This is a genomic window from uncultured Fibrobacter sp. (genome assembly GCF_947305105.1).
Classification (GTDB): Bacteria; Fibrobacterota; Fibrobacteria; order Fibrobacterales; family Fibrobacteraceae; genus Fibrobacter.
Window position 1 is genome coordinate 61,204 of the sequence record NZ_CAMZCS010000008.1, and the last position, 25,697, is coordinate 86,900.

The 25,697-nt window shown below is 50.9% G+C and carries 22 protein-coding genes and 1 tRNA gene; 7 read left to right on the plus strand and 16 right to left on the minus strand.

Annotation, left to right across the window (positions count from 1 at the left end; all coding sequences use genetic code 11):
• Positions 1-26 precede the first annotated feature (26 nt).
• Positions 27-638: a hypothetical protein gene (locus tag Q0Y46_RS05955; protein WP_295683497.1), complete on the minus strand. Its 612-nt coding sequence runs from the start codon at positions 636-638 to the stop codon at positions 27-29.
• 136 nt (positions 639-774) lie between these two features.
• Here Q0Y46_RS05955 and Q0Y46_RS05960 point away from each other — a divergent pair, with 136 nt between their 5' ends.
• Positions 775-1,947, plus strand: a complete 1,173-nt coding sequence (locus tag Q0Y46_RS05960; RefSeq protein ID WP_295683495.1) for a TraB/GumN family protein — start codon at positions 775-777, stop codon at positions 1,945-1,947.
• A gap of 84 nt (positions 1,948-2,031) precedes the next feature.
• On the opposite strand, the gene Q0Y46_RS05965 is transcribed toward Q0Y46_RS05960, so the two are convergent.
• The gene (locus Q0Y46_RS05965; protein ID WP_297945796.1) at positions 2,032-5,049 is read right to left on the minus strand and encodes a vWA domain-containing protein; all 3,018 of its coding nucleotides are present in this window, start codon (positions 5,047-5,049) and stop codon (positions 2,032-2,034) included.
• Positions 5,050-6,035: 986 nt separating this feature from the next.
• Here Q0Y46_RS05965 and Q0Y46_RS05970 point away from each other — a divergent pair.
• A complete protein-coding gene (locus Q0Y46_RS05970) occupies positions 6,036-6,755 on the plus strand; it encodes a hypothetical protein (RefSeq protein ID WP_297945797.1) in 720 nt (239 codons plus the stop codon).
• A gap of 208 nt (positions 6,756-6,963) precedes the next feature.
• On the opposite strand, the gene Q0Y46_RS05975 is transcribed toward Q0Y46_RS05970, so the two are convergent.
• From Q0Y46_RS05975 to Q0Y46_RS06010, 8 genes are all read right to left on the minus strand, one after another.
• Positions 6,964-8,703 (minus strand): alpha-1,4-glucan--maltose-1-phosphate maltosyltransferase, encoded by a 1,740-nt coding sequence (locus Q0Y46_RS05975; RefSeq protein ID WP_297945798.1) that lies wholly within the window; start codon positions 8,701-8,703, stop codon positions 6,964-6,966.
• 192 nt (positions 8,704-8,895) lie between these two features.
• On the minus strand, positions 8,896-10,224 hold the full coding sequence (locus Q0Y46_RS05980; protein ID WP_297945800.1) for a carbohydrate binding domain-containing protein: 1,329 nt from the start codon (positions 10,222-10,224) through the stop codon (positions 8,896-8,898).
• Positions 10,224-11,069: a TIGR02147 family protein gene (locus tag Q0Y46_RS05985; protein WP_173842741.1), complete on the minus strand. Its 846-nt coding sequence runs from the start codon at positions 11,067-11,069 to the stop codon at positions 10,224-10,226. Before Q0Y46_RS05985 ends, Q0Y46_RS05980 begins: the two co-directional genes overlap by 1 nt.
• An 83-nt stretch (positions 11,070-11,152) precedes the next feature.
• A complete protein-coding gene (locus Q0Y46_RS05990) occupies positions 11,153-11,740 on the minus strand; it encodes a GNAT family protein (protein ID WP_297945802.1) in 588 nt (195 codons plus the stop codon).
• Positions 11,741-11,803: 63 nt separating this feature from the next.
• Positions 11,804-11,887 (minus strand) — tRNA-Leu (locus Q0Y46_RS05995).
• A gap of 52 nt (positions 11,888-11,939) precedes the next feature.
• Positions 11,940-12,656 (minus strand): hypothetical protein, encoded by a 717-nt coding sequence (locus tag Q0Y46_RS06000; RefSeq protein ID WP_297945804.1) that lies wholly within the window; start codon positions 12,654-12,656, stop codon positions 11,940-11,942.
• The gene (locus Q0Y46_RS06005; RefSeq protein WP_173842738.1) at positions 12,656-13,078 is read right to left on the minus strand and encodes a hypothetical protein; all 423 of its coding nucleotides are present in this window, start codon (positions 13,076-13,078) and stop codon (positions 12,656-12,658) included. The genes Q0Y46_RS06000 and Q0Y46_RS06005 overlap by 1 nt, the downstream gene beginning before the upstream one ends.
• 146 nt (positions 13,079-13,224) lie before the next feature.
• Positions 13,225-14,013: a hypothetical protein gene (locus Q0Y46_RS06010; RefSeq protein WP_173842737.1), complete on the minus strand. Its 789-nt coding sequence runs from the start codon at positions 14,011-14,013 to the stop codon at positions 13,225-13,227.
• A gap of 34 nt (positions 14,014-14,047) precedes the next feature.
• Here Q0Y46_RS06010 and Q0Y46_RS06015 point away from each other — a divergent pair, with 34 nt between their 5' ends.
• The 5 genes from Q0Y46_RS06015 to pheS all read left to right on the plus strand — a co-directional run bounded on the left by Q0Y46_RS06015 (position 14,048) and on the right by pheS (position 19,543).
• Entirely contained in the window at positions 14,048-15,244 is a 1,197-nt protein-coding gene (locus tag Q0Y46_RS06015) for a hypothetical protein (RefSeq protein WP_297945806.1), read from the plus strand.
• A 302-nt stretch (positions 15,245-15,546) separates the two neighbouring features.
• Positions 15,547-16,518, plus strand: a complete 972-nt coding sequence (locus Q0Y46_RS06020; protein ID WP_297945808.1) for a fibrobacter succinogenes major paralogous domain-containing protein — start codon at positions 15,547-15,549, stop codon at positions 16,516-16,518.
• A gap of 79 nt (positions 16,519-16,597) precedes the next feature.
• Positions 16,598-17,149, plus strand: a complete 552-nt coding sequence (locus Q0Y46_RS06025; RefSeq protein ID WP_297945810.1) for a pyridoxamine 5'-phosphate oxidase family protein — start codon at positions 16,598-16,600, stop codon at positions 17,147-17,149.
• A gap of 114 nt (positions 17,150-17,263) precedes the next feature.
• On the plus strand, positions 17,264-18,259 hold the full coding sequence (locus Q0Y46_RS06030; RefSeq protein WP_297945812.1) for a fibrobacter succinogenes major paralogous domain-containing protein: 996 nt from the start codon (positions 17,264-17,266) through the stop codon (positions 18,257-18,259).
• A gap of 261 nt (positions 18,260-18,520) precedes the next feature.
• A complete protein-coding gene (gene pheS, locus Q0Y46_RS06035) occupies positions 18,521-19,543 on the plus strand; it encodes a phenylalanine--tRNA ligase subunit alpha (RefSeq protein ID WP_088628650.1) in 1,023 nt (340 codons plus the stop codon).
• A 126-nt stretch (positions 19,544-19,669) separates the two neighbouring features.
• On the opposite strand, the gene Q0Y46_RS06040 is transcribed toward pheS, so the two are convergent.
• The 6 genes from Q0Y46_RS06040 to rfbA form a co-directional block, all read right to left on the minus strand.
• The gene (locus tag Q0Y46_RS06040; protein ID WP_366522485.1) at positions 19,670-21,052 is read right to left on the minus strand and encodes a mannose-1-phosphate guanylyltransferase/mannose-6-phosphate isomerase; all 1,383 of its coding nucleotides are present in this window, start codon (positions 21,050-21,052) and stop codon (positions 19,670-19,672) included.
• A gap of 25 nt (positions 21,053-21,077) precedes the next feature.
• Positions 21,078-22,154: a polysaccharide biosynthesis/export family protein gene (locus Q0Y46_RS06045; RefSeq protein WP_297945814.1), complete on the minus strand. Its 1,077-nt coding sequence runs from the start codon at positions 22,152-22,154 to the stop codon at positions 21,078-21,080.
• A gap of 86 nt (positions 22,155-22,240) precedes the next feature.
• Positions 22,241-22,687 (minus strand): low molecular weight protein-tyrosine-phosphatase, encoded by a 447-nt coding sequence (locus Q0Y46_RS06050; RefSeq protein WP_295683457.1) that lies wholly within the window; start codon positions 22,685-22,687, stop codon positions 22,241-22,243.
• A gap of 206 nt (positions 22,688-22,893) precedes the next feature.
• Complete coding sequence (rfbC, locus tag Q0Y46_RS06055) at positions 22,894-23,457, minus strand: dTDP-4-dehydrorhamnose 3,5-epimerase (protein WP_297945817.1); 564 nt, start codon at positions 23,455-23,457, stop codon at positions 22,894-22,896.
• 82 nt (positions 23,458-23,539) lie between these two features.
• Positions 23,540-24,691 carry a dTDP-glucose 4,6-dehydratase gene (locus Q0Y46_RS06060; protein ID WP_297945819.1) on the minus strand — a complete coding sequence of 384 codons (1,152 nt, stop codon included), beginning with the start codon at positions 24,689-24,691 and terminating at the stop codon, positions 23,540-23,542.
• A gap of 100 nt (positions 24,692-24,791) precedes the next feature.
• Positions 24,792-25,679, minus strand: coding sequence for a glucose-1-phosphate thymidylyltransferase RfbA (gene rfbA, locus Q0Y46_RS06065; RefSeq protein ID WP_295683449.1), 888 nt, complete (start codon positions 25,677-25,679; stop codon positions 24,792-24,794).
• Between the last annotated feature and the right edge of the window lie 18 nt (positions 25,680-25,697).

The following is a 25,697-nucleotide window of genomic DNA, read 5'->3' on the forward strand; positions in this document are numbered from 1 at the left end:
AACAAACTAATTTTTAACGTTCCAGACTAGAAGTCCGATTCGTAGTCGCCGTGAATTTCTTCCTTGGCGCGTTCTTCGTCTTCGTCCGGTTCGTTATAGGCTTCGGGAGCCTGCAAGTCGCGAGTGCTGCCGTACTTGCGCTTTTCTTCGTCGGTAAGCTTGTTAGTGAAGACTTCGACTTCCGGTTCGGCCTTGGCTTCTTCTTCTTCGCCCTTCAAGATCTTCTGGCCTTCTTCGATGCGGCGCTTGATGCGGGCATCTTCCATTTCCTTGAGGTTCGTGCCGACCTTGGCCTGGTCTTCGGACATCACATAGCGTTCGTTAGCCTCGTCCATGGCCTTCTTGATACCGACCAAGCGACCGTGGCGGTCGAGTTCAAGACCGGCCTTGCGGAGAGTCGAAAGCGGAAGACGGCGGGCAGCCACCTTGTATTCTTCCTTGAACTCATAGCCATCCGGGCTAATCGCATAAGCTTCGTCCTGAGTGACATATTCCAGGGCCTCTTGCCAACGGGAACTCTGCACACAGGCAGCGAAACCGGCGAGAGCGTTATCCAGCTGTTCCGGGTCCTTCGAGGAGCCCGCACAAGCAGAAAGAATCATTGCAACAAAAGAGAGACCCAATAAAATTTTTTTCATAGGAAGACCTCCGAAAAATTATCCCGCATCAAATATACACATTTTTATCACAATTTCGTGAAGTTTAAACAAAATTTATCCTTGAGAATTAGTCCATAGACCAGTCGGCCCTACTTTTTCTACATTAGCGCGCATTATGAGCGAAAACGCAGACATTTACCGCATCAACACTGCCGACGGGAGAGAAATCATCCTCATCGGCACCGCCCACATTTCCCAAAGTTCCAAGGAACTGGTCCGCGAGACCATCGAGAATGAATCTCCGGACACCGTCTGCGTTGAGCTCGACGAAGGCCGTTTCAAGTCGCTCAAGGAACCCGACCGCTGGAAAAACACCGACCTCAAACAAGTCATCAAGAAAAAGCAGTTGGCGACGCTCATCGCAAACCTCGTCCTCGGGTCGTACCAGAAGCGCATGGGCGCCCAGACCGGAGTGAAGCCAGGAGCCGAACTCAAGGAAGCCGCCGAAACCGCCGAAAGCAAAGGCGCCCAACTAGTACTGGCGGACCGGGATATCAAGATTACGCTCAAACGAACCTGGGCATGCACCCCCTGGTACCGCAAGCTCAGCCTCTTGGGCGGGCTTTTCGCAAGCATTTTCGACAAGACCGAAATCAGCGAAGAAGAACTGGACAAGATCAAGGAACAGGACGCCCTTAGCAGCATGATGCAAGAGTTCGGCAAGTCGTTCCCCGAAGTGAAGCAGGTGCTCATCGACGAACGTGACCAGTTCCTCGCAAGCAAAATCAAGAGCGCCCCCGGCAAGAAGATTGTCGCCGTCGTCGGCGCAGGCCACATGAGGGGCATCGCGAACATCATCGAGACCGACAAGGAAATCCCGAGCGAAGAATCCATTTGCGTTATCCCCAAGGGCTCTCCCATCTGGAAAATTATCGGCTGGGCCATCCCCATCGCCATTGTCGCAAGCATCCTGTTCGTCGGTTACGAAGCTGGCTTCAAGAAAGCTGGGGAACTCAGCCTCCAGTGGGCCATGCTCACGGGCGGCGGCGCCATGCTCGGCACGATTATCGCCGGCGGGCACCCCCTCACCATTCTCGTTGCACTGGTCATGGCCCCCTTTACCGGGCTTACCCCGCTTGTAGGCGTCGGATTTTTCACGGCACTTACGCAGGTGTACATGCGCCCGCCCCGCGTGCAAGAAATGGAAACGCTGTCCGACGACGTCTGGCAAGTGAAGCGCTGGTGGAAAAACCGCGTGACCCGCGTTATCCTGTGCTTCCTTTGTCCGGGAATCCCGGCCATTATCGGGAAGATACTCGCGATATTCAAGATATATCAGGCGTTTTAGGATATTAGAGATTAGAGGCTAGAGATTAGAGGCTAGAGCGACCTTATCCTCCCTAGTCTCCAGATCCTAGATTCTAGCCCCATCTTACCAATTCACGCCTAGTTCCACATTGTATGGCAACCCGAGAGAAGCGACACCCATCGCCTGACCAGACACCCATGCATTGACTCTGTACGGGCGGTGCCCAAGGTTATGCAACTTGACAAGGTAACGCTTACCCCTGACAAACCCGAACGATTTTTCCATGTACCAACCGGACAATGGATATGTTCCGTTGTCGTATGTCATGGAGCCAGTCATTTCGATGCCGTCCTCCGGAGCGATTCCGAGAGTAACTACAGCCGGAGTCCAATCGTTCGGGAACCCGGTAATTTCAATCCAGAGGTCACCTTCGGGAACGACACGCTTGGACTCGTTAACATGCAACGTTATCGGCGTAGACGAACTGCATCCGTTGTCCTGCGGGCATTCCGGTTCCACTTGATTGACGGGGTTGTCCGTCAACTTTCCGGCAAAGCGCAAATTGTCTATCCAAAGAGAATCCGCCGTATTCAGCACAATCTGGAAACGAGCATCATGATGCTGTTCCGAAAGAACTTTCTTCACGCGGGACGGCACTCTGAACTCGTAAGACTTCCAGTTTCCAAAATAGGGTTTCAACTGAATCTGCTCGCCAAGTTGTATTCGCTTGTTCGAAGACGGCACGTAGAGCCAAAGTTCCAGCGTACCGATCCAATACGGGTTCTGTGTACTCGCAGGAACGAAAACATCCACGCTCATTCTCTCACCGATAACATCAAAATCCGATGTCGATATATTGCGACTTTCAATGACTTTCCACCCAGCAGGGGTGACGAGGCTCGTGTTGCCCTCGCTCTTGCGGTTTCCGTCCAAAGCAAGTGTTGTATGTTGCGAATGCCAGTCCGTAGCGACCTCAAAGCGGCCCACAGAGAATTCTGCGAACGGTTTTTCCAGCAAATCCAGACTATAATTCGCACCATTGGAATTCGTCCCGATTATTGCCACGATATTGCCAGGTTTCGCAAACTCAGCCGAAAGCGGGACTGAGACATATCCAAAACCGTTGTTTACCACATTCACAGAATAAATCGGAACCGAAGGCTCGGAGGGTTGATAAACTTCAATCCTGTCGAAAGAGCCTAAATCCTTCGAGGAAAGACGCAAAGAATAACTTCTGCCAGCAAGAGTTGCCTCGATTTCAAAACGATCAATATCCGAGCCGGTTTGCAAGTAAGCGTTCACCCGCTTTTCGGGTTTGAGTTTCACAAGGTTGCTATTCGATTCGTCGGTACAACATCCGGTAACCATAAACTGACCATTACGGACAAGTTCAAACGCATTCGGGTCCACTGCCTCTGTAAACGGGATGGAATCCGGCAGGGAGGTTCCCACGCGGGTCGTGTGCGCGACACCACCGGGACTGGACATCGTAATTTCCCACCGGTAAGTTCCATTCTTGCTTATGGGAGGCATATCCGCATAATAAAGGCCATCGCCTGCACGCAAATCTCCACCAATGCCGTCGTCGTGCAAAGCGAAGTTCACCACGTTCCCGTCAGGTGTGACCAGTTTTCCCGCAGCATCGACCTCGGCAAGGACTCCCCCCAGGCCCCGGACCGACGCAGTGAAATACTTCTGCACGGGCCACTCAAACAGCCCTTCCGGGAAAATTTTCACATTCATGGAATGTTCCTGATACTCGCCCGTAGCGATAACCCTGAAATCTACATTAGCGCCGGAAAGGTTATTCTTGACCTTGAACGCAGAATTGGGCAACGACACCAGCGTAGCCGAATCAACTTCGGCGGTGAAGTAGACCGTATTGCCAATTGTATTGGATGTCGGGAAAAACGGGATGGCCGCCCCGCCTTGAGTAAGCAATTCAATCGGGCTACCCGCAGAACCGGAAGACGAACCCGTGGAACTGGAAGACGGAATATCGTAGGACGCATAGACGCGGGCACGCTGGAGGCGCCGAGGAAGATAAACATCACCCGAAGTCTGAGCTGGAGCGACTACGGCTGCCTTTAGTTGGGTGTTCCCTGGCATTGCAGCAAGAACATTCGCAGTTGACGCGATTACCTCATGAGCCAACCCAGACCCTTCCTCGAAATATTCCCCACCCGTCTCCGCAGCCATCGAAGATAGCAACCCTCGGCATGCCTTTGTTCCATAAGCAAACGTATTGATAGAAATATTTTTGGACCTATAGAGATCAACGACCTCCTTTTCGGTATGCGTACTTCTATAGTCGATTCCATCAGAGATTACATACAGAGTTTTTTGATTGGCCGTATCCGAAAAATTGTCAATGGCTGAATACAGGGCGTCAAAGAACGCCGTATTGCCCCCTGCCGTGAGCGAATCTATTGCACTATCAAGCCCCAATAGAGACTGAATTGTATTAAGGGAACGGACCTTGACAACACTGTCATTGAACGCATAGACACCGACAGATACGTTTGAGTTATTGAACGTCGTATATGCCGGATCTTCGTTCAGAGATGACTTTATGTAATTTTTCGCAGACAACTTGGCTTTTTCCAGTTTGTTTTCAACACCCATGCTGCTGGATATGTCCACGAGCACGATTTTCTCCGTTTCAGGACGGTCCCAAAAGATTTTCAGGTACTTGTGAGTCTGCCTTCTGTATGCGGACGGATGCTGACCGGCAAGTTCGACCTTCATATATGGGAGATTATATGTTTTTTCATGGCCACAAGTCTGGTCATGTAGCCAAACCGCATGCCCCTCCTGAACCTTACCCGTAGCAGGATCATAATTCATCAGGTAGGATTTTGCCGTAAACACATCCGATGCAGTAGGTTTCCTCTTGGCAAGAGACTTGAACCAATATCTGAGATATGGACTAGCCGCCCCAAAAACTTCGTCATTTACCGGATTTCTTGAAATGACATCCCACGCAGAAGAAGGATTCCCATTCCTACGAAACTCAATTCCCTGCTTGCAATATGGGTTAATATTGAACTCAGTACTGAAATTTGCCCATTGCCACTGAATTCCATTGACTCCATTAGGAGAGCATCCATAGGATGTCGCTACGTCATATTGGTTGTCCATTATAGAATGAGCAACTCGGCTTCTATTCCATCCCGGCAAATCAAAGGTCCATGATCCAGAACCCGCACTCCGGATGTCAACATCGTTTTTATTTTTGTCCTTCAAAGTAAACGAGTATTTTCCAACGCTAGTAGTACTATCCCAAACTTGATCTATAGTTGCATAATCGTCCACAAACAAGCCAACTCCACCAGGATAGGTATAATTTACAGGATAGTCCAAAAATGTTTCAAGACCTTGCGGGAGATTTTCAACCGGATAAAAAATTATGGGAGTCCCTGAAGTGAACGGAGATAGTCTATCCTCAAATTCCGTATTTATCAAAGAGGCACTATCACGTACTCTTGTGTCCGTTACAATTATTTGATTCAACACAGGATCTGCTGTCACCTCAATCCATCCAAGAGGGAGAGCAGTCTGTGTATAGTCATCTGTTACACCATAAATATAATGTCCACTTTCATGAGCCAATGTCATACCAAAATTCAAACGTTTTTCCTCATCGCTAAAGTTGTCCCGTCCAGCGCCCCAATCATCGGACATAAAAATTATGCCATTTGTTACAAATCCGCCTACATGGGCCCGAGGCCACTCATGTGTTATGTTCCATACAATGTCTACACTTGAGCAATAACGTTCACCCGTATATATGGATACGTTTCCAAGAAAGTTAGCTCCATTTGACATTTCATATATAGCATCGGCATAATATCCGATGACATCTTCATAATTAGCTTCTTGAGCAGACGTAGGAGTCCGCTCTAGACAGATGGAGATGTCTATGATTTCCTCTTCAGGCTCCCCATCAGCACCAAGGCTAGCCACTCTCACTCCACCAGCCATTGCGATGGAAACAGATAAAAGAATTATAAGAAGTTTATTCATAATATTTTTCATTTATATTTATTTCTCTCAGAAAGCATAATTGTTTGTTTTTTTTACAATTTTTCCTCACATTTCATTCCAAGTTATCATATATTAGTTATATGCAAATTAAAGTAATGATTATACTTGCATTGAATGCGTTGATTTTCGCCCAGGAACCAATCCCTGATGGCAGGGATCCCTCCAAACACGATCAATGTCTCCCACTTTTTAAAGAATACAGCAACCCAAAAGGGATGCAACTTCAGCTAGATTTGCCTACAAATGAAACCGACATGTCTGCATTTCCAAGTTTAGAGCACACCGTAAATATTTCAGGAATCGTTGATTCGGTCATTCCCATTGTGATAGACACAGCATTACAAAAATACGATATCAACTCCTGCGTTGAATTCGAACGTGAGGGAAATATATTCTGCGACTACACTCTTATCGGATATGCAGACTCAACTAGCAGATGGCTGGAACCAGTAAGGCGAGTTTTTCTTCGCAATTTCAAAGTCTACAACGAAAACGAATCCCCCATGACGAAAGTGCTGGATTCATCCTGGATATATTATCCAAAAAAAATTGAATTAAAAAACGGAGATTCTATTTTTATAAAAAATTATTCAGTGTTATTTCGTAACATATGGGAAAAAAACTCATGTGATTATCATCCTCTAGCAACCGTTGTCGGCGAATACTTCGTCAACCCGACAGAAGATATCCTATCAACGCCGCGTTCCCGCATTTTGAAGGTTGAAAAGCCCAAAATTCACAATCGCGATGCCGGCGGCCGCTGCGTGAATGACAAGAAAAGGAATGTGATTAGGTATTAGGTACGAGGCGACGAGATCCTAATCTCTAGATTCTCTGGCAGAGATTGCTTCAGGGCTTCGCCCTTCGCAATGACAAACCCTAACCACTAACCACCAACCACTGTTTACTTACCTCAAAGGCACGAAGTGCCGACCTCGAACCTCGAAGGGAGCGCCAGCGACCGACCTCGAACCTCGAAGGGAGCGCTAGCGACCGACCTCACCCCTCTTATATCTTCTTCAGCACCAGCAGATGTCCGGGGGCTTTCGCGGGGTCAAGGCGAACAAAGTTCTTGTTGCCGCGCCACACGTAGCTTTCGTCAGTAATCACGTCCTTCAAGAAGAAGAACGAATCCGGCTCCAGCCCGAGCTTAGCCATGTCAAGTTCCACCATGCCTTCTTGCGCGTTGTCCATGTCCATGTTGCATACGCACAAGATAACGTCGTTGCCAGACTTCTTGGAGTAGACCATCAACTGGTCGTTGGCACAGTAGTGGAAGTCGAGGTTGTCGTATTCCTGCAGGGCCACATGTTCCTGGCGGGCAGTGTTCACACGGCGCACGAAGTCCTGGATGCCCGGGCCCTTCCAGTTGTGGACCTTGTACTGGTACTTTTCGCTGTCGGCGAGTTCTTCCTTCACGGGGCTCGGGATGTTTTCGCACAATTCAAATCCGTTGTACATACCCGTGAGGCTCGAAAGCGTCGCGGCAAGGAAATAGCGCTGCTTGAAGGCGTTCGGGCCCTTGTATGCAAGGTACTTCGGGAAAATGTCCGGCGTGGTCGGGAAGAAAATGCCGCGCATGTATTCCTTTGCATCACTCTGCGTGAGTTCCTTGAGGTACTGTTCGAATTCCCACTTGGCAGAGCGCCAGGCGAAATACGTGTAGCTCATGTCGAAACCCGACTTTGCGAGGCGGTGCATCATCTTCGGGCGGGTGAACGCTTCGGCGAGGAACACGAGTTCCGGGCGCTTTTCCTTGATATCGGCGATGAGCCATTCCCAGAACGGGAACGGTTTTGTATGCGGGTTGTCGATACGGAAAATTTCGATGCCCTTGTCGGCCCAGAACAAGATAATGTTCTCGATTTCCTGCCAAAGTTCCTTGTAGTTCTCGTTGTAGTAGTCGAACGGGTAAATGTCCTCGTACTTCTTGGGCGGGTTTTCGGCGAACTTGATGCTGCCATCCGGTTCGTGATAGAACCATTCCGGATGCGACTTCACGTACGGGTGGTCGGGGCTGCAGTTGAGCGCAATGTCAAGCGCCAAGCGGAGCCCCTTGCTACGGGCGGTCTTCGCGAAATGTTCGAAATCCTTCATGGTCCCGAGTTCGGGGTCCACGTCGTAGTGCCCGCCGTTCTTGTTGCCCACGGCATACGGGCATCCCGGCTCGAGCGGGTTACCCTTCTTGTCGACCTTCGCATGCAGGGCGTTGTTCGCTCCCTTGCGGTTGGTGACACCGATCGGGTGAATCGGGACAAGATAAACTGTATCGAAACCGAGGCCGGCAATGTAGTCGAGCTGGTTCTCGCAATCCTTCCACGTGGCGCTCTTCTTGGGGTCCGTGCCCTGGCTCTTGGGCCACATCTCGTACCATGTACCGATGCGGGAGTAAGGCGGATCCACACGGAGTTTCATCACCGGGGATTCGGTCGGGATGTCCTTGGGCTCGACGGTCCAGGCGCAAATCTTGTATTCGTAATAGCCGATGTTGTTGACGGTAAAGGAACCTTCCCACTGGTCGTTGTCCACGAAATGCATGGGAGCCATTTCCCATTTCTTCTTGGAGTCGTGGCGGTAGAAAATCGCGGCGTCGTACTTTTCGTGGCTGTGGCGGAAGATATCCGCGGTGAGCGTGACGGTATCGCCCGGTTCACGCTTGAGCATAAAGCGGCCGCCCTCAATGCTTGGGCGGATGTTTTCAATAACGAGATTGTCTTTGCGAGTAGGAATAATTGCCATAATGGCCATAAATTAGAAAAAAGATGATTTCCTTAAACATGCTTTTTCACATTTCACATTTGAATATATGCGGGAGGGGGCCACGCATACCCATCTCTAGAACAGAATGAACATCTCGCTTAGACCAGGATAATACGAAAAAGCTGTTCATGCTTAAGTTTTCATGAACAGCCTTAAAAGGTTTTAAAGGTTGATTGAATTCTAATCTAGCCTTGTGATTTTCAAGTCGCGAACCCATATCTTGCGGACCGCACCGCCGATGTTAAATTCGAATCGAGCAAACGGGTCATTCAGCATAGGTTCAAACTCCACCTCGAACTTTTTCTCAGAAGTGGTCACCTGCACATGTTCTTCGAATCCGACGGTTTCGTAAGTCAGGTACGAGCCGATACGCGCAGTAATCAGGCCCTCCTCGCTAGCCCTTATCAGGAACGAGCACTTGTACTTGTGACCGGCGAGCATGGGAATATTTTCGTGCAAGAGCTGGACACTATAGCTATACTGACCAGCAGCAGTCACATCGACCTCGATAGCGCGAGTTTTCTCCTTGACGTTCACGTATGCGGAATCGGCCTCCCCACGGAGCTGGGTCAGGAAAATCCAGTCTGGAGAATAGCTTCCCAACATTCCGTCCGTGACCACGTTTTCTCCCACATCACCAGCAACATCCAACAGGATGTCATCCACGTAATCGTTGAATGTATGCCCCTTTTCGTCGAGATATTCATAACGCAGGGCTCCGAAACTCGGGACGAACCGTTCGTTGAATTTTTCCCAGATTTCAGCATTATTCGTACTGTCTATACGAACGACGCCATCCCTACCGACCTCCAGAGAACTCAGGTCTACACCGTCCGTGAAATGGCGGACATGGAACGCTACAGACAAATTAGCAGTCCAGTCTTCCACCTTGATCTGCGAGAAATGGTAACGCAGCGAGAACTGCTGGAAACGGGACAGTTCGTAAATAAACGGCACGTAGACATCCCCGATCATCACGCGGCCCTGGACAGTAGGATGAATCCTGCGGCTTATCTCGAACGACACTCCGATTTCCTTGAGGCGGCCTTCGGACTGGAGATCGATGCTGCTGAACGTCTCGTCTACCAATTCGTCGTCCACAAAAGACACAGGCAAAACATCGTAGGGAGAATTCTCATAAGGCCAGACAACCAAGCCCATCGACTGGACAATCGAAATGCCAACATAGAAGCTGCAATAAGAGCGGACTTCTGTCAGCGTCAGGTTCAGGGAGTCGATCAGCAGCGGTTCGTTCTTTGATGCAGACCTGGCCAATGGATTGGACCGGGCCAAAGCGAACATCCTCTTGCTTTCCGTAGGAATCACGTCGGAATAATCAATGGTGAATCCAGCCTTGAACGCAAGGGATTGCACAGAATCGCGTGCGGGGTCATTATTTGCCAATTCGGGATTGCCGATTTCGATACCGGCAGTATCAACGGTATTGGAGCATCCCGCCATAAGCAGGACGCCCAACACGAGGCCCGTCATGTACCCGAAGATACGCATCACAAACCTCGCGTCAACGGGAACAACTGGATATTGACTTGCACGACATCTTCCGACTCGCCCGGTTTTGCCGAGAAATCCAAGAGCTCTTTACGCATGAGCTGGATATGCTTTTTCAGGTCAGCGAATTTTTCCCGCTTGATTCCGAACGTGATGCCGGAGAAATCCCTTTCGGGAGCAGGCAGAGACGTGAGCATCTCGCTACCGAGGCGCAACATCTGGCAATGGTACTGCTTGACCATCATGTCCTGAACTTCGTCGTCCGTCGTAATCAGGGGGTCCCTCTGGGCATAGCCGTTCGCCGTCTTCACCAGAAGGCCAAGCTCCAGGAGCAACTTGAAGGAATCTTCCACCTGCGCAGGCGAAACGAGGCCGCGCAAGCGCTTAGACACCCAGTTGGGATTCGTGCTGAAATCTTTCAAGGCAACCATTTCCAAAATGACGGAATGGTGCCATTCGCGGAACAGGCGGAATTGCGCCTTGTCCATCTTATGAAGCCTAGAACGCGAGCTCACCTTGAGCAGCTGCGCATAGTAAAGTTTCTTGTCTATATCGGAAGTGGCCTGGTTGAAAAACACCAGGTTCTCGAAATAGGCCGCACGGCGATTTTCGAGGCCAATCCCCCGAATCAACTTGTTTATCGTAACATTCGTTATGTTACGGGAGCCGTCCATGGTCAACTTCAAGTGAGCATGGCTTGAAATTCCTGATTTTTCCGCGAAATACCGAAGACTGAAGGCCTTGGAGGTCTTCTTCTTATATTCGTAATAATCCCGCAGATATACACGATAGTTCGTGTACTGCAAGACGTCGGGTTCCTGTATTTTCTTCTCCTCGATACTCATGTATATAAAGATACTTGTCTACAAGCGGAAATACCATACCAAATGTATAAATTGCGTTTACATGCGTAACCAAGGCAGCACGGCTACAAGCCGCTTTCGGGATCGCGGGCCAACCGAGCAAAGCGCCGATGGTCGACAAAAATCCCGTTTATTCGCTCAAAATCGCGACTTACACCCTCTTCGACAAACCCACACCGACGGGCCAGGGCACAGCTTTTTTCGTTGTTTACAGAGGCAGAAATTTCGAGCCGGTTGAGCCCCAGCGAAAACAGTTCACAGGAAACCAGCCGGAGCGCCTCGGTAGCGAGCCCTCTACCCGTAAAATCCTTGCCCAACCAGTAATTGAGTTCCGCCGAACGGTGGGCCCAGCGGACCCAACCGACAACGATGCACCCGGCGACGGCCAGGCCCGCATCCGTCTTTTCGAATATGCCCCAACAGGCACCGTTCCCCATCTGCGCCTGCATTTCCCAGGACTCGGCTCGCGAAGCGACATCTTCTACAGAGAGGCATTCGCCCGGCCAAGGCAGGAACTGCGAGAGGTGGTCCCGGCTCGCATCGATGACCGCGTATAGCGGAGCGAAATCGCCTTCTTCCAGGGGACGCAGAACGACGCGGTCTCCCGCCAGTTCCCTTACGGGAAGTTCATCAAGGTAGATTTCATCGGACATCATTATTCCCCCGTCGGCGCGTACAATATAAAAAACCCGGTAGCGTACTACCGGGCTTTTCAGTGCGGATGAAAGGACTTGAACCTTCATGCCCTCGCAGGCACTAGAACCTGAATCTAGCGTGTCTACCAGTTCCACCACATCCGCGTGGTGCACCAAATTTTGAAAAAAAAACGCCTTTTGTCAAGGGGTGGAACCATTATTTCTTGACTTGCAAGGCCTCCTTTATCCATTCAAGGCGTCGGCCCCGCCAATAACTCCAGTCGTGTTCTCCTGCCGGGTCATACTTCAAGTCGCAGTCGCCCTGGAGCGTCTTGCAAAACGAGTCAATCCACGGAACGGTCACCTCGGACGGATACAGCCGGTCCGACCCGCCCTGCAAGAACCTCCAGCGGCCCTCCTTGAATTTCTTCACTTGGGCGACCGAGCGGGCATCCCCCAAAAGGCTCCCGTTCGAACTCATCAACAGGCGGTCCTTGACGCTGTGCGACCCGGCCTGCGAATAGACAAACACGCCGATAGCTCCATCCGAAATCCCGACGAGGGACACGCTTTTCACCGGAGACTTCCTTATAGCCGCCACGGAATCGAGCGCACGATCCACAACAGCCACCATGGGCGCCGTGGCCCAGTGATTTTCGCGACAAGCGGAAGCGCTCACCACGATAGCCGAGGGGTACAGTTTGGAAAGGTCGTCACCCGCGACAAGGCCCTTCTCGCAATTCCCGCTAGTCATCCCGCCATGGAACCAGACAAAGACTGGCGCATCGGCAGAGGACTTCGGCCACCAGACGCCGACTGCGCTTTTAACACCGGAAACATTTATCGACAGGGTATCTTTCGCGCCCCACGCCCAAGAACAAATGCAGGCGACCAAAAGGACGGAGCGACAAACCCGAAAAAGGGAATTACCCATCACCCCCTCACCGAACTTTCTTCGACGGCCCGTTGCAGACGTTTGTAACGGCGGCGAGCCTTAAACCCAAGAATAATGAAGAACAAGAAGAAGCAAAGGAACACGCACTCCACGGCCAAGTAAATCATGGCCCACTGGAACTGGTACTCCATCAACGTGTCCCACTCCAGAGCCCCGTTCGACGTCGCCATCGAGCTCACGACGAAGCGGTTTTCCCCGACACGGGCGGCAGACACCTCCAGCGAGATATCCCCAGCATTGCGGGCCCCGAACTGGAACCATTCGGACATCTCTTCCAGGATTTCCTTGGAGGCATAGAGGGTGAACGTCGCATCGTTGTCCCCGTTGAGGCGGAACAAGGTTTTGTCGAGCAGCGGGATGTCGCTGTTGCCGAAAATGCTCGGGATAGCGGCGTAACTCACCTTGCCATAAAAAAGATACTCGTCACTCAGAAAGCCCCGGAGAACCGGTTGCAAATAGAAAAACAACCAGGAGCCCAATACGGCGAAAAGGAACGCGAAATTGAAATATGCGGAATGGCGGGTTCTGAAAATAGATAGCATATCGTCTACTGCTTAGCGCGGAAAATGAAGAAAAACGTTGTCAAAAGAAGCACAATGGAAAGGAAGTAAAACACCATGGGGATTCTCGACTTGAAAGAAATCTCGTCCAAGTTCTCCATCTGGAAAAATTGGACCAGTTCCTCGCTGCAAGCCATAGTCACATCGCTGTTCAGGCGGTTCCACGCCACCGATAGATCGGCATTGGAAGCGAGCAGGCCGTCCAAGCCCTTGGCCAAGTTTTCAGGCAAATCCATCTGGAGCGGGCGCGACACGTTCATCCCGGCAGATGCAGAATCCAACAGGGCGTATAGAGCAAAAAGCGTACTCGAAGGGAGGCCATCCGTCTGGGCAATCAGAGAATCGCGAGACAGGAACCATGCGTTGCGATTGATAAAATACCAGGCGATGCCGGACATTTTCCTCGAGACTTCGCGTTCGAAGCGGCTGACCGAAGATGCCGGAGGAGCCTTTATCTTTATGTCCTTCAGGCCGTCCATGTCGTGAGAGAAGGTGGAAGCAATCTCCCTCAGCACCATGATCTGGGACTGGACCGCCGCAGAGTCCGTCATGCGGCCCATGCGCACGCGCTCCATCGAGCGCATCAGTCGGGTTTCGAGCAGCTGGTATTCCGAAATATTCTTGATATACTTGCTATAGAGGACAATTTCCGGTTTCTGCGACACGTAGAACAGCGCCGTCAGTCCAAGCGTCAAAACGAGGATGAGCCACACCCACGGAGCTTGCAACCTCGACTTCAGCGTCTCGGCAACCGTTTTTTTCTTCAAGTCTTCCACAACTAGAAATTACCTTTTTTCTACTTTACCGAATATGGATGCCATCAAAACAATCGCCTTTTTTAGCATTATTTCGTTCCTTTGCGGATGTACCGTGGAAAGGGCCGAAGAAAAAGTGCTAGACTACCACGTGAACGACATCAAGAAAACCTCCGTCTGGGTCTATCCGGACGGCGAGATTCTCAAGCAGGTCGAATGGTACACGAACGGCATCAAGAAGCTGGAAATCCCGTTCAAGGACAATGTCCCGCACGGCAAGTTCAAGCAGTGGAGCGACCTCGGCGACCTCATTGGCACCGGCTACTATAAAAAAGGGAAAAAGGACGGCGACTGGACATCCTTCTTTTTTGACAAGAAGGTCCAAGCCGAAAGGCATTACGAAGACGACCACCCCGTAGGCGACTGGGAAGGCTGGCACTACAACAGGAACAAGGCCTTCGAGGAACATTACAGCAAGCAAGGGGACTCCATAGACGTCTGGAAAAAATGGTACCCCAACGGTGTTCTCGCCGAAGAAAATTCTTGCCACCCGGGAAGCCCTTCCGGGCACGTCACCTACTACTCCTCCGACAGCATCCGCTCCAGCGAATACGACTGCGCCTACGGCAAGCACCACGGGAAATCGCGGGAATACTACCCGAGCGGAAAACTCATGATTGAGGGAAATTACGACCAAGGAATCCAAGAAGGAACATGGACCCTGTTCCGGGCCGACGGAACCATCCAGAAGCAGGAACGCTGGAAGGGCGGCAAGCGAGATTCCCTTTGGCGCTGGCTCAACAAGGACGGCAGCATCCTACAAGAAAGTTTGTTTGAAAACGGGACCGGAACGTCTTACGGCACGTGCCACCGGGGCGACGGGGAATTCGTCTGTGCGGAATCCACCTTTGTCGCAGGTGAACTTTCCGGCAAAGTCTGGTACATGAAGCGCGACAAGCGCCTGCGCTACGAAGAAATCTGGCTCGAGGGAGTCATCCAGGAATCCCGCATATTCTACCCCGACAGCGTAGGCGGAGGCCTTGCGAGCGAAGGGTTCTGGAAAGACGGCAAGCGCGAAGGGGTATGGCGCAACTGGTATACGAACGGAGTCCTGATGGACAGCCTTACATACGTGAACGGGGAACGCGTGGGCGAGCAGTTCAGCTACGACAGCACCGGGCACATGTACATGCACAGGACCGAAGCAGGCAAGAACCGGCCGGTGATTATGCACAGATTGTGGGATGAGTAGGGGGAATAGACGAGAGGACGCCGCTACGCGGCTACAGACGAGAGACGAGAGATATAGTAGGAAGTAGGAAGTAGGAAGTAGGAAGTAGACAGTAGGAAGTGGTTAGTAAACAGTGGTTGGTGGTTAGGGAAAATAGGTTCGAGAAGCGAACATTAGTGAGAATTATTCTATGAGGCGCAAGGATAGATAAGTTTTAGGCGACGAGAATATTGCGAAGATTATTCACCGAGAAAGCGAAGTAATTCCTGTTTTGATAAATTAAATTTGAAAAAAAATTCCCTTGGGAAATATTTGGAGAACATATGAAAAAGATTCTTATCGCATTTTGTATGACCTTGTTCCTTGCCGCGTGTGGCGGCGATTCTTCGTCGACCGGTGCGAATGGCAGTGAAACGCAGAAGGAAATGTCGTCTTCAAGCAGCGAAGAGCGTAACAACAACGCAATTTCAAGTAGTAGCCGGAAAAATTCTTCTTCGTCTGCAAAGCAATCGCCCGAGGAACTTCTCGGCCCCTGGAACAACCCCGTTGTGTCTAGCAGCAGTGTTGAGGAGTCCTCCTGCGAGGGGTGCATTGATTGGAGTATTCCTAAAGAAGCTTATTTGAATCCAGAAATAGAATACGATTCCATAACAGACGAACGAGATGGAAAAGTCTACAAGACAGTAAAAATTGGCGAACAGGTCTGGATGGCTGAAAATCTCAACTATTCCGACAGTGTCAAAACTCCGAGTCTTCTAGGTAAAAGCTGGTGCAATGGCAATGACCCGAAAAAATGTGAAGTTGCGGGGCGCCTCTATACCTGGGCTGCAGCGATTGATTCCGTCACGTTGTCCGCAGAAGGCTTGGATTGCGGATTGCACAAGGTTTGCGAACTTCCCGAAAAAGTTCAGGGAATTTGTCCGCAGGGGTGGCGCTTGCCTTCGTTGGAAGATTGGCTCGCTATGCTTTCTGAAATTGGAGGGGACTCTTATGCTGGAACGTGTCTTAAGTCTCAACTGTGGGATGGCGATGAAGTGAATCCTAATTTTGATCGCTTTGGTTTTTCTGCTATACCTGCAGGGGCGTTCCACAAAACGAGAATGTTTGGCGATACAGAGCGAGACAATAGCGGAGAATTTTATGGTCCTGATGAAAGGGTCGCTTTCTTTTGGTTTGCTAGCGAGGAAACCAAGCTTTATGCCTATTTCTTACACATATTTTATAATACGTACACACTCTTTCATTCTGGCGATAAGGATAATGCCTACTCCATTCGCTGCATAAAGGATTATTGATAAGCTGGTTATTGTCATTGCGAGGCGCTTAGCGGCGAAGCAATCTCTAATAAAATATTTAGTTGATGGAACGATATGTATGCGACGCAAAGATAGAGAAGTTTTGGGCGATGAAAATATCGCGAAGATTATCAAACAGTGTACGACTTGCCATGTTGCGATGATGGACAATGCCGACACGGGCATGCCCTACGTGATTCCGCTGTCGTTCGGGTATAGCCTAAATGGAGGCGTTCTGGAACTGTACTTCCACTGTGCACGTGTCGGCAAGAAACTCGATTGCATCCGCAAGAATCCGAATGTCGCGTTCAGCATGTGCGTCGAGAAACGCATCGAAATTCACGAAGACAATTATTGCAAGAGCGGACGCTTTTATGCAAGTGTCGTTGGGCAGGGTAAGGCCGAAATCGTTGAGGATAGCGCCAAGAAATGCCGCGGACTCTCGCTCCTGATGGAACGACAGGCCGCAGGCGAACCGCAATCCGCTCATGCTCTGCAACCTTCTGATTCCGCGCATTCCACACAATCCGCCGCATCGCACAAGTTCGAATTCACGCCCGCGCAGGCCGCCGCCGTGACCGTATTCAAGATAACGAGCACGAACTATACCGGGAAAGCGAAGGCTGAATAGTAATTTTTCGCATTTTGTGTATCGCATTTTGCGAAAAACGGCAAATTTCTAAACTTTTACAAGGGGGGAGGGGTAAAAGAAGTTATATTACGAATAAATTTTAAGGAGAATCCTATGAAGCATTTTTCCCTTACCGCCATTTCTTTTGCTCTCTTCCTTGCTGCGTGTGGTGATGATTCATCTTCGGTTTCGGCAGGCAATCCGAATTCTGAAATCGCTTCTTCAAGCAGTATCGTTTCGGACGATAGCAAAGAATCTAGCGATTCAAAATCCAATGACAAGGTCTCCTCTAGCAGTGTAAAGAAAGTAGAATCCAGCAGCAGCGAGAAAAAAACAGATAGCGAAAAATCTTCTTCGAGTGAAAAGTCTAGTGGTGACGAAACAAAGTCGTCTTCTAGCGAAGAAACGACTAGTTCCAGTTCCGAAGCGGAATCAAGTTCTTCTCTGGCAGGTAGCGTGTACGATGCCGATAAAAAGACCCTGACAGACAATCGCGATGGTCAGGTTTACAAGACAACGACTATCGGTGATCAAATTTGGATGGCGGAAAACCTCAATTACGCAGACAGCAGTGAAACGCCGAGTTTGAAGGGGAAAAGCTGGTGCTTTGACAATGATACAGCAAAGTGCACCACCGGTGGGCGTCTTTACACCTGGGCTGCGGCTATCGATTCGGTGAAGCTGGCGTCGGCTGCAGAAAATCCGCTGGACTGTGGTTACGACAAGGCTTGCAGTCTGGAAGGAAAGGTGCAGGGGATTTGCCCCGAGGGTTGGCATTTGCCTGATACGACCGAATGGCACAAGCTCTTCACGGCAGTGGGTGGCCAATCTACGGCAGGGAAAATGCTCAAGTCCGCGACTGGTTGGGAAGAGGGTAATGGCTCGGATGACTATTCCTTCTCTGCACTACCTGTCGGCGAGCGTGATTTTGCCTTGTTCAAAAAAGCGGGTCAAGATGCTGTCTTCTGGAGTGCTACCGAGAAAACCGACGACACATTTCACACATTCAGTTACCTTATGGAATTGAATTATAATAACGAGGGTGCGTACCTAGGTAATGACTCCAAGGATTATGGTTTTTCTGTCCGTTGCGTAAAAGACACTGATTAAGCCGGGGCGTTACGGGCGCGGCGCCTGAGCGCCCGTAGAGGGGGTAGCGGCAGACACGGCGGAGCCGTGGCTAAAGCGAGGGGGAAACTTCCCCCTTTCAACAACAAACACTGTTTACTAACCACTAATTACTGTCTACTTCCTACTTCCTACTTTTTCTATCTTGGCGCTCCTTTGGAGCGCATTTTGCTCGGCTCGGCCATGCCAAAGCGAAAAATCGCTTTGTCGCGGCGCTCGCCTTTTGCTAAATTTGTGGCCACTATGAGTGAAGCTATTAACAATGTGAAGCAGGCGTTTGACGCAGAACTTGCGCAAACCGACCTTACGAACCAAGAAGCCGTTAACAACCTCCGCGTGAAGTACCTGGGCAAGAAGGGTGCCGTGACCGACCTCATGAAGCAGATGGGCACGCTCAGCGCCGAGGAACGTCCGGCTTACGGCAAACTCGTGAACGAACTTAAGGTCGCCGTCTCCGAGGCCATCGACAAGGCTATCGAGACCGCGAACCAGGCTGCCCTCCAGAAGAAGCTGGAAAGCGGCTTTGTAGATACGACGCTCCCGGGCGCAGGCATCCCGGCGGGCAGCACGCATCCGCTTTACGACGTGCGCGAAGAGATTATCGACTTCTTCAGCCAGATGGGTTTCGAAGTGGACTTCGGTCGCGACATCGAGACGGACTGGTACAACTTCGAAGCCTTGAATACGCCGCCTGACCACCCGAGCCGCGACATGCAGGACACGTTCTACGTGGACGACAAGGTGATGTTGCGTACGCACACCTCCGGCACGCAGATCCACTACATGGAAACGCACAAGCCGCCGTTCCGCATGATTGCTCCGGGCCACGTGTTCCGCGTCGATAACGATGCGACCCACGCCCCGATGTTCCAGCAGTGCGAAGGCCTGGTGGTCGACGAGAACATCAGCTTTGCAGACCTCAAGGGCGTGCTCCAGGTGTTCATGAACAAGCTGTTCGGCGAAGGCGTCAAGACGCGTTTCCGCCCGAGCTTCTTCCCGTTCACGGAGCCGTCTGCCGAAATGGACGTGAGCTGCGTGTTCTGCGGTGGCAAGGGTTGCCGTCGCTGCAAGGGAACCGGCTGGATGGAAATCGGCGGTTGCGGTTCTGTGGACCCGAACGTGTTCAAGAACTGCGGCATCGATTCCGAGAAGTACACGGGCTTTGCCTTCGGCTTCGGTCTCGACCGTATCGCCATGCTGCGCCATGCTATCCCGGAAATCGGTTTGCTGACGAGCAACGACCAGAGATTCCTCTCCCAGTTCTAAGAGACTAGAGGCTAGGATCTAGGGGCTAGAGTAAATAATGGCGCCGACGGCGCAAAAGAAAACGGACCTTGCGGTCCGTTTTTCTCAAAAATGTGCGGGGTTATTCCCTAACCACTGCTTACTACTTTACTTGCAACGGTGGTAATCGTCTTCGACGCGGATGATGTCGTCTTCGCCGGTGTACTCGCCCACCTGGACTTCAACGATGACTAGCGGGAGACGGCCCTCGTTCTGCAAGCGGTGAACCTCGCCCACCGGAATGTACGTCGATTCGTTCGGGCGCACGTAGAACACCTTGTCGCCGACGGTACACGTGGCGGTGCCGCTCACAACGACCCAGTGTTCGGAACGGTGCAGGTGCTTTTGCAGGCTGAGGCGTTCGCCCGGCTTCACCACAATGCGTTTCATCTTGTAGTTGTCCGACGATTCAAGAACGGAGTACGTTCCCCACGGGCGGCTCACGGTCTGCGGGACACGCGGGAGATCCGACCCGCGAAGTTTGAGTTCGTCCACCACGGCCTTCACCTTCTGGCTGCTCGAAAGCGGAGCCACCAACAAAGCATCGGGTGTATCCACAATCAGCATGTGGTCGAGGTCGATGGTCGCAATCTGGCGCTGGTTACCCATGATCAAAGAATTCTTGGTACCAATGCCGAGATGCTTCGCATTCTTGTTGTTGCCATTCTCGTCGTGTTCAAATTCACCGGCGAGGGAATCAAATGCACCGAGGTCGGACCAGCCGATGTCGCTCGGGACAACCTTCACCTTGTCGGACTTTTCCATCACGGCATAGTCGATGGAGTTGGACGGGATGGCCAGCATGTCGTCCATGTCCACACGAATCAGCGAATCGCGGTTTTCCTTCTTGGCAGAAGCGAAAGCGCGCTTTGCCGCAGTATAAATTTCGGGAGAGTAACGGTTGAGTTCGTTGAGGAACACCGACGCCTTGAAACAGAAAATACCGCTGTTCCAGAAGAAACGTCCGGATTCCACATACTTCTTCGCCGTTTCCAAATCGGGCTTTTCGACAAAGCGCTTCACATCTTCGCCATCGGCTTCGATATAACCGTAACCGGTTTCCGGGCCGGTCGGCGTGATGCCAAAAGTCACCAAGAAGCCCTTCTTGGCAAGCGCTTCCGCCTTGTGGAGGCATTCTTCGTAGGCATCAGTCTTGCGAATCACGTGGTCCGAAGGAGACACAAGCACAATGGTATCCGGCTGGAGGCTGAGGCAGGCAAGCGCAATCGCAGGTGCTGTATTACGACCCACCGGTTCAAGCATAAAGCGGGATTTCTTGGAGCGGACTTCTTCTAGCTGGTCTTTGGCCAGGAAGTACTGTTCCGCATTGCTGATAACGTACTGTTCATCGCAAACGCGGGCATTCGTCGTCACCGTGCGCTGGAACAAGGACGTTCCATCAAACAAGCGGGCAAACTGCTTGGGCATAAGCGAACGGCTTATAGGCCACAAGCGCGTTCCATTACCACCACAAAGAATCAAGTTGATCATAGTTCTTCCCATCTAACCTAATTTATCACTTAGAACGGCCCCATCTGGTCCTAGAGATGTCCTGAATATTCTTCGTCACGTCAACAGACCGGTCAACCAAAAGTGAAGTCGGCAAAATCAGATTGACAATGCGGTTCCATGTAGCAAGGTCAGAAGCGTCGACATAAACAATGTCATGAGCGTTCAAATCAAAACGGTCAGCCATTGCAAGTGCCATTGCATTTTTTGCATCCAGATGGAAAACATCTATGCGTTCCTGGTTCGTATTGCGGATGACATAGACAGACCTAGCCGAAGCATTAATGGCCTCCAAGCCACCAGAAGCGGCCAAGGCATCGATGAGAGACAGCTTGCCATCCAGCATGTTGACGATACCGGATTTATGAACTTCGCCCAACACAAATATGCGATCGTCTTTTTGCGTTTCACTTTTTGACGAAACGTACAATTTGTCATTGGGTTTCAACAGGATTTTGTCCACCGGGAGGTCCGAAGCGAAAATTCCCGTATAGTCCAAGTTATAAACCTTTCCATCACGACGGATCTGAACCAAAGACAAGTCGGCATCATCCGTAAATCCACCCGCCTCGGCCAAGGCGATAGGGAGAGTCATCGGCTTTTCGTCGAACGAGATATAGCCGGGCTTGCGGACTTCTCCAGAAATGAAAATCTTGAGACTGTTGTAGCCGGTAACGCGAACATCCACTTGAGGATCATTCAAAATCTTGTCCGACAGACGCTTCGTGATTTCCGTGCGCAATTCCTGAGCGGTCAATCCCGCAGCCTGAAGTTCCCCAGCATACGGGTAGAACAGCTTTCCTTCGGTCGTCACCTTTTGGCCTGCAGGCTGGTACTGCCCCATGGGAGATGTCAGTTCCGGGTGTTCCCAGACAACAACCTGGACCATATCCAACGGTCCAATACGATATTCAAGATTCGGCATGGAATCGACAACCAAGTCTTTAATATCGCCCAGTTGCACAGAATCGGCAACAACAGGGGCGGCTACCGCTTTTTCACCAAAGTCGCCCGAATTCACATCGTGCAAAAAGACTTTCATCCCGTTATATTCCGCGGAATCCTCCGGGGCTTCCATTCGCATATGGGGTCCCGCAGCACAGCTGCAAAAGAAGACCGCCATAGCACAACCAAGAAGAAGTTTAAGTCTCATAAACATTCCTTGCCGATTTACTCCGGCATTTTTCCTTTTTTGATAAGATCCACCCAGTACGGGGTCAGTTTAGACAAATAGTTCCATGCAAGCACAAACGCACTTTCAGGCCGACGGTAGGGGTCGGGGACATCGACTCGCATAGATTTCCCATAACGGAAGACCTTCCCTTCCAGCCACGGATACCTATGGAGGAGTTCATTTTTCTGCCCAGCTTCCATGACCAGAATCAAGTCCGCCCACTTCAAAATGTCCATGTTGATTTGTCTACCCCGGTGCGCACTCATATCCACACCATGCTCAAGCGCAATTTTCAAGGCAGTTTCATCAGCAGGGTGGTCAACCAATGCACCAAGGCCAGCACTTTTCACTTCAAAATCCGGGCCAAGTTCCTTTTTAAGGAGATACTCACCCGTAGGGCTGCGGCACACGTTCCCAGTACAAACAACGAGTATATTCTTCATACGTCAATAAAATAGAAAAATGGTCAGGGGCCAGGGTTCAGGATCTAGAATCTAGTGTTAAAATTGTAGCAAAGTTGCTTGGGAATCTAGGGGCTAGAGACTAGAGGCTAGAGACTAGGGAGAAGAATCATGCGCGAAGCGCATCTTTGAGGGCGGCTTTGCCGCGATTATTTACTCTATAGCCCCTAGCCTCTAGATCCTAATCCCTACAATTCAAATGCAAAGCCGAGATCCTTGAGTAGCGGATTTTTCGTGTCTTTTTCGGAAAGGAGCGGTTCAAAGCCGTTTCCGATAGGCCACTCGATACCGATGGCGGGATCGTTCCACATAAGTCCCCCCTCGTCCTTCGGATCATAGAGGCGTGTACACTTGTAAACAAAAGAGGCCATTTCACTGAGCACCACGAATCCGTGAGCAAACCCCTCGGGAATGTAAAGCTGTTTTTTATTTTCGGCAGAAAGCGTCACCCCTTCCCACTTGCCGAACGTCGGGCTACCCTTGCGCAGGTCCACCGCCACATCGAAAACTTCACCTTCAATTACACGCACGAGCTTGCCCTGCGGATTTTTCTTCTGGAAGTGAAGTCCGCGGAGTACGCCCTTCTTGCTGCGAGATTCATTATCTTGCACGAAGGTCACGTCAAGGCCGGCAGCATCAAATTCCGCCTTGTTGTAAGTTTCCATGAAGTAGCCGCGAGCATCGCCAAAGACTGTTGGCTCAACTACGACAACGCCGTCTATAGAAGTCTTGATGAAGTTGAATTTAGACATAGTAGTTTAGGGATTAGGATCTAGGGATTAGGATCTAGGGTTTATTATGATGCGCTACGCGCATGACTCTTCTCCCTAGCCTCTAGCCCCTAGCCTCTAGCCTCTCCTTATACATTTTTTCGTAATACTTCTCGTAGTCGCCGCTCGTGATGTTGTCCAGCCATTCCTGGTTGTCGAGGTACCAGCGCACCGTCTTTTCAATGCCTTCTTCAAATTGAAGCGAAGGTTCCCAACCGAGTTCCTTTTGGAGTTTGGTGGAATCGATAGCGTAGCGGGCGTCGTGGCCCAGGCGGTCTGTGACGTAGGTAATGAGGTTCATGTCCTCGCCTTCGGCACGGCCGAGCAGTTTATCTACAGTCTTGATGACAACCTTGATGATATCAATGTTCTTCCATTCGTTGAAACCGCCGATGTTGTACGTCTCGGCAATTTTGCCGTTATGGAAAATCACGTCGATGGCACGCGCATGGTCTTCTACAAAGAGCCAATCGCGAACGTTCTCGCCCTTGCCGTAAACCGGGAGCGGTTTCTTGTGGCGGATATTGTTGATGAAGAGCGGAATCAATTTTTCGGGGAACTGGTACGGACCGTAGTTGTTGGAGCAGTTCGTCACAATCGTCGGCATGCCGTAGGTGTCGTGGAATGCACGTACAAAGTGGTCGGAGCCGGCCTTACTAGCGGAATACGGGCTGTGCGGCGTGTACTTGGTCGTCTCATAGAAGAAATCGTCACCGTAAGCCAAATGGTGTTCCGAACTGGACGCCGTAGTCGTGAACGGAGGCGTAATGCCTTCGGGGTGATTCATCGTCAACGCGCCATAGACTTCGTCTGTAGAGATATGGTAGAAACGTTTGCCTTCGTATTTTTCGGGGAGGCTTTCCCAATAGAGTTTCGCAGCCTGGAGCAGAGAGAGCGTCCCCATCACGTTCGTCTTCGCGAAGGTGAACGGGTCCTTGATGGAGCGGTCCACGTGGCTTTCGGCAGCGAGGTGGATGATGCCGTCAATCTGTTCGTCCTGCATGAGCTTGTAGAACGCATCGAAGTCACAGATGTCCATCTTCACGAACTTGTAGTTCGGCTTGCCTTCGATGTCCTTGAGGTTCGCAAGGTTGCCCGCGTAGGTCAGTTTGTCAAGGTTGATAATCTTGTATTCCGGGTACTTGTTCACGAAAAGGCGCACAACGTGGCTTCCGATAAACCCTGCACCGCCGGTGATAACAATGGAACGCTTCATAATAAAAAGTGGTTAGTGGTTAGTGATTAGTGGTTAGGTTTAAATAATCGCGGCTACGCCGGCAAACTATTCCTGTTTACTAACCACTGTTTACTGCTTACTAATATTTAATCTTTCCTTCTGCAACTTTCCTCAAATGCTGGCCATACGGAGACTTGCCATACTTGGCGGCAGACTCAAGCAGTTTTTCCTTGCTGATCCAACCGTTCCTGTAGGCGATTTCTTCTACGGCGCTAATCTGGATTCCCTGGCGGCATTCCACCATTTTCACGAACTCGCCCGCTTCAATGAGGCTATCCATCGTACCGGTATCGAGCCATGCGAATCCACGACCGAGCAGTTTTACGTCGAGTTCGCCCATATCGAGATACGTCTTGTTGAGGTCGGTAATTTCGAGTTCACCACGAGCGCTGGGTTTCTGCGCCTTCGCAAATTTTGCAACGCGGTTGTCATAGAAATAAAGACCAGTGATGGCGTAATTGCTCTTGGGTTCCTTCGGTTTTTCTTCCACCGAGATGACCTTGCCTGCATCGTTGAATTCCACCACGCCGAAACGTTCCGGATCTTCCACGTAGTAACCGAACACGCTTGCTCGGCCTTTTTCTTCGGCATTCTTCACCGCCGCCTTGAGGAGCGGGCTAAACCCATTGCCATAAAAGATATTGTCGCCCAAGACCATCGCGCAACAATCGTTGCCGATGAATTCTTCGCCCAGGATAAACGCTTGGGCCAGACCATCGGGGCTGGGCTGCACCTTGTAGCTCAAATTGAGCCCCATCGCGGAACCGTCACCAAGCAGGCGTTCGAAATTCGGCAAGTCCGTCGGTGTCGAGATAATGAGGATATCACGGATGCCCGCCAGCATGAGCGTCGAAAGCGGATAATAAATCATCGGCTTGTCGTAAACAGGCAGCAGTTGCTTACTCGTGACCATCGTCAGCGGGTACAGGCGTGTGCCGGATCCACCGGCAAGTACAATTCCTTTCATAAAAATAAAAATAATTAT

Excerpts from the sequence above, each read along its gene's own strand:
- Q0Y46_RS05955 (WP_295683497.1), bottom strand. The coding sequence starts at position 638 with ATGAAAAAAATTTTATTGGGTCTCTCTTTTGTTGCAATGATTCTTTCT.
- Q0Y46_RS05960 (WP_295683495.1), top strand. The coding sequence starts at position 775 with ATGAGCGAAAACGCAGACATTTACCGCATCAACACTGCCGACGGGAGA.
- Q0Y46_RS05965 (WP_297945796.1), bottom strand. The coding sequence starts at position 5,049 with ATGGACAACCAATATGACGTAGCGACATCCTATGGATGCTCTCCTAAT.
- Q0Y46_RS05970 (WP_297945797.1), top strand. The coding sequence starts at position 6,036 with ATGCAAATTAAAGTAATGATTATACTTGCATTGAATGCGTTGATTTTC.
- Q0Y46_RS05975 (WP_297945798.1), bottom strand. The coding sequence starts at position 8,703 with ATGGCCATTATGGCAATTATTCCTACTCGCAAAGACAATCTCGTTATT.
- Q0Y46_RS05980 (WP_297945800.1), bottom strand. The coding sequence starts at position 10,224 with ATGCGTATCTTCGGGTACATGACGGGCCTCGTGTTGGGCGTCCTGCTT.
- Q0Y46_RS05985 (WP_173842741.1), bottom strand. The coding sequence starts at position 11,069 with ATGAGTATCGAGGAGAAGAAAATACAGGAACCCGACGTCTTGCAGTAC.
- Q0Y46_RS05990 (WP_297945802.1), bottom strand. The coding sequence starts at position 11,740 with ATGTCCGATGAAATCTACCTTGATGAACTTCCCGTAAGGGAACTGGCG.
- Q0Y46_RS06000 (WP_297945804.1), bottom strand. The coding sequence starts at position 12,656 with ATGGGTAATTCCCTTTTTCGGGTTTGTCGCTCCGTCCTTTTGGTCGCC.
- Q0Y46_RS06015 (WP_297945806.1), top strand. The coding sequence starts at position 14,048 with ATGGATGCCATCAAAACAATCGCCTTTTTTAGCATTATTTCGTTCCTT.
- Q0Y46_RS06020 (WP_297945808.1), top strand. The coding sequence starts at position 15,547 with ATGAAAAAGATTCTTATCGCATTTTGTATGACCTTGTTCCTTGCCGCG.
- Q0Y46_RS06025 (WP_297945810.1), top strand. The coding sequence starts at position 16,598 with ATGCGACGCAAAGATAGAGAAGTTTTGGGCGATGAAAATATCGCGAAG.
- Q0Y46_RS06030 (WP_297945812.1), top strand. The coding sequence starts at position 17,264 with ATGAAGCATTTTTCCCTTACCGCCATTTCTTTTGCTCTCTTCCTTGCT.
- pheS (WP_088628650.1), top strand. The coding sequence starts at position 18,521 with ATGAGTGAAGCTATTAACAATGTGAAGCAGGCGTTTGACGCAGAACTT.
- Q0Y46_RS06040 (WP_366522485.1), bottom strand. The coding sequence starts at position 21,052 with ATGATCAACTTGATTCTTTGTGGTGGTAATGGAACGCGCTTGTGGCCT.
- Q0Y46_RS06045 (WP_297945814.1), bottom strand. The coding sequence starts at position 22,154 with ATGCGAATGGAAGCCCCGGAGGATTCCGCGGAATATAACGGGATGAAA.
- Q0Y46_RS06050 (WP_295683457.1), bottom strand. The coding sequence starts at position 22,687 with ATGAAGAATATACTCGTTGTTTGTACTGGGAACGTGTGCCGCAGCCCT.
- rfbC (WP_297945817.1), bottom strand. The coding sequence starts at position 23,457 with ATGTCTAAATTCAACTTCATCAAGACTTCTATAGACGGCGTTGTCGTA.
- Q0Y46_RS06060 (WP_297945819.1), bottom strand. The coding sequence starts at position 24,691 with ATGAAGCGTTCCATTGTTATCACCGGCGGTGCAGGGTTTATCGGAAGC.
- rfbA (WP_295683449.1), bottom strand. The coding sequence starts at position 25,679 with ATGAAAGGAATTGTACTTGCCGGTGGATCCGGCACACGCCTGTACCCG.